Annotated in this window: 2 protein-coding genes; both read left to right on the top strand. The window is 66.3% G+C overall.

The annotated features are described in order from the left end of the window. On the top strand, nt 1-711 hold a 711-nt coding region (locus tag F6X40_RS41290), incomplete at its 5' end, for an alpha/beta fold hydrolase (RefSeq protein ID WP_222946314.1). 171 nt (nt 712-882) lie between these two features. Continuing rightward, a partial coding sequence (locus F6X40_RS41285) for a cytochrome c biogenesis protein DipZ (RefSeq protein ID WP_187631862.1) occupies nt 883-2,213 on the top strand: 1,331 nt, incomplete at its 3' end.

Below are 2,213 nucleotides of genomic sequence, written 5' to 3'. Positions count from 1 at the left end.
GGCGCCACGATGGCTCACGCCGAGGCAAAGGCGGCTGCGAAAGATGTTGTCATTGTTCACGGCGCACTGGTGGATGGCTCCGGCTGGCGGGCCGTCCACGACATCCTGGTCAAGGATGGTTACCATGTGGCGATCGTGCAGGAGCCGCTTACGGGCCTTGCAGAAGACGTCGATGCCGCCAGGCGCGTCATTGATCAGCAGCAGGGCCCGGTTGTGCTGGTCGGCCATAGCTATGGCGGCTCCGTGATCACGGAGGCAGGTGCGGACCCGAAGGTCAGCTCGCTCGTCTATGTGGCCGCACTGCAACCCGACGCCGGCGAAGCCAGCGGTCAGCTGTTGCAGAAGTTCGCCGCGCCCAACGATGCGATGCGAGCGACGCCGGACAAGTATTTCTTCCTCCCGCCGGCGAAATTCCGTGAGAACTTTGCAGCGGACGTCTCGCCATCGGACGCGCAATTCCTGGCGGACTCGCAGGATCAACTCGCCGAGAAAGCGTTGGGCGCACCGGTCTCTGTGGCGGCATGGCGAACCAAGCCCAGCTACGCCATCCTGACTACCCAGGATCATATGGTGAGCCCCCAGCTTCAGCGCTGGATGTATCAACGCTCGGGTGCCAAGGTGACCGAAGTGAGCGCAAGCCACGCTGTCTTTATCTCTCAGCCGGCCGCGGTCGCGCGAGTGATTGAGGTTGCCGCGAAGTCGACGAACTGACCGGTAATCGTCTCGATGGGGCACCTGTCGGCTTGGCGCCGACGGCCGACACCGTCGCCAGTCGGCCCGCCCCCATCGCAGATACCCACGTGGGTTGTCAAATCGCGGCAATCGCGGGTGGATGTCGCTCAGCTCGGCACATACCCCTAACCCTTCACGGATGTCGCCACCATGCTATTACTGATCCTTGCCTACCTCGGCGGTGCACTGACCATCCTCAGTCCGTGCATCCTGCCGGTGCTGCCTTTCGTATTTTCGCGAGCAGACCGCCCGTTCGCGCGCAATGGACTGCCGATGCTCGTGGGCATGGCGCTGACTTTCGCCGTGGTCGCCACGCTGGCCGCCGTCGGCGGCGGCTGGGCCGTCCGCGCCAACCAGTACGGCCGCTTCGTCGCCTTGGCGGTGCTTGCCGTGCTTGGCCTGACGTTGCTCTCGGAGCGCGTCGCGGAATGGATCACCCGTCCGTTCGTGGCGCTCGGCAACAAGCTCACCGAGCACACCGGGAGCCAGGACGATTCGGTGCTCTCGGCGGCCGGGCTGGGCGTAGCCACAGGGCTGCTGTGGGCGCCCTGCGCCGGCCCGGTCCTGGGCCTGCTACTCACGGGCGCCGCTCTCAAGGGCGCCAGCGTCCAGACGACGCTGTTGCTGCTCACCTACGCGGCGGGCGCGGCGACCTCGCTCGCGCTGGCGCTGCTGATTGGCGGACGCGTCTTCGCCTTGATGAAGCGCTCGCTGGGCGCTGGCGAATGGGTGCGCCGCGCCTTGGGCGTGCTGGTGCTGGCAGGTGTGGCCGCCATCGCGCTGGGGCTGGATACCGGGCTGCTGACACGCGTGTCGCTGGCCAGCACGGGCGGCATCGAACAGAAGCTGATCGACGCGGTGCGTCCTCCGCCTCTCGTGCAGATCGCTGTGAAGGCCGGCGACACGCTGCCGGTGGAAGGCGATCTGCCCACGCTCGATGGCGCCACCCAGTGGCTCAACAGCCCGCCGCTCACGGCGCAGTCGCTGCGGGGCAAGGTGGTGCTGGTCGATTTCTGGACCTACTCCTGCATCAACTGCATCCGCGCGCTGCCCTACGTGCGGGGCTGGGCTGACAAGTACAAGGATTACGGCCTGGTGGTGATCGGCGTGCACGCACCCGAGTTCGCGTTCGAGAAGGATCCGGTCAACGTCATCCACGCCGTGAGGGACCTGGGCGTGGACTACCCGGTCGCAATCGACAACGGTTACGCCATCTGGAAGGCCTTCGGCAACGAGTACTGGCCCGCGCATTACTTCATCGACCCGCAGGGGCATATTCGTCACCACCACTTTGGCGAAGGCGACTACCAGCAAAGCGAGGACGTGATCCGCCGGCTGCTCACCGAGGGCGGCCAGAAGGACCTGCCGGGTGGCTACGTGCAACCGAACGCGCAGGGCGCACAGGCCGCCGCCGGCTCAGGCGATGCCAGTCGCTCGCCGGAAACCTACGTCGGCTACGCACGCGCGCAGAACTTCGCCGG

Source organism: Paraburkholderia sp. UCT31, assembly GCF_014397655.1.
GTDB classification, from domain to species: domain Bacteria; phylum Pseudomonadota; class Gammaproteobacteria; order Burkholderiales; family Burkholderiaceae; genus Paraburkholderia; species Paraburkholderia tuberum.
The sequence above is the reverse complement of the archived record's forward strand: the minus strand, read 5'-3'. Positions and strand labels throughout refer to the sequence as shown.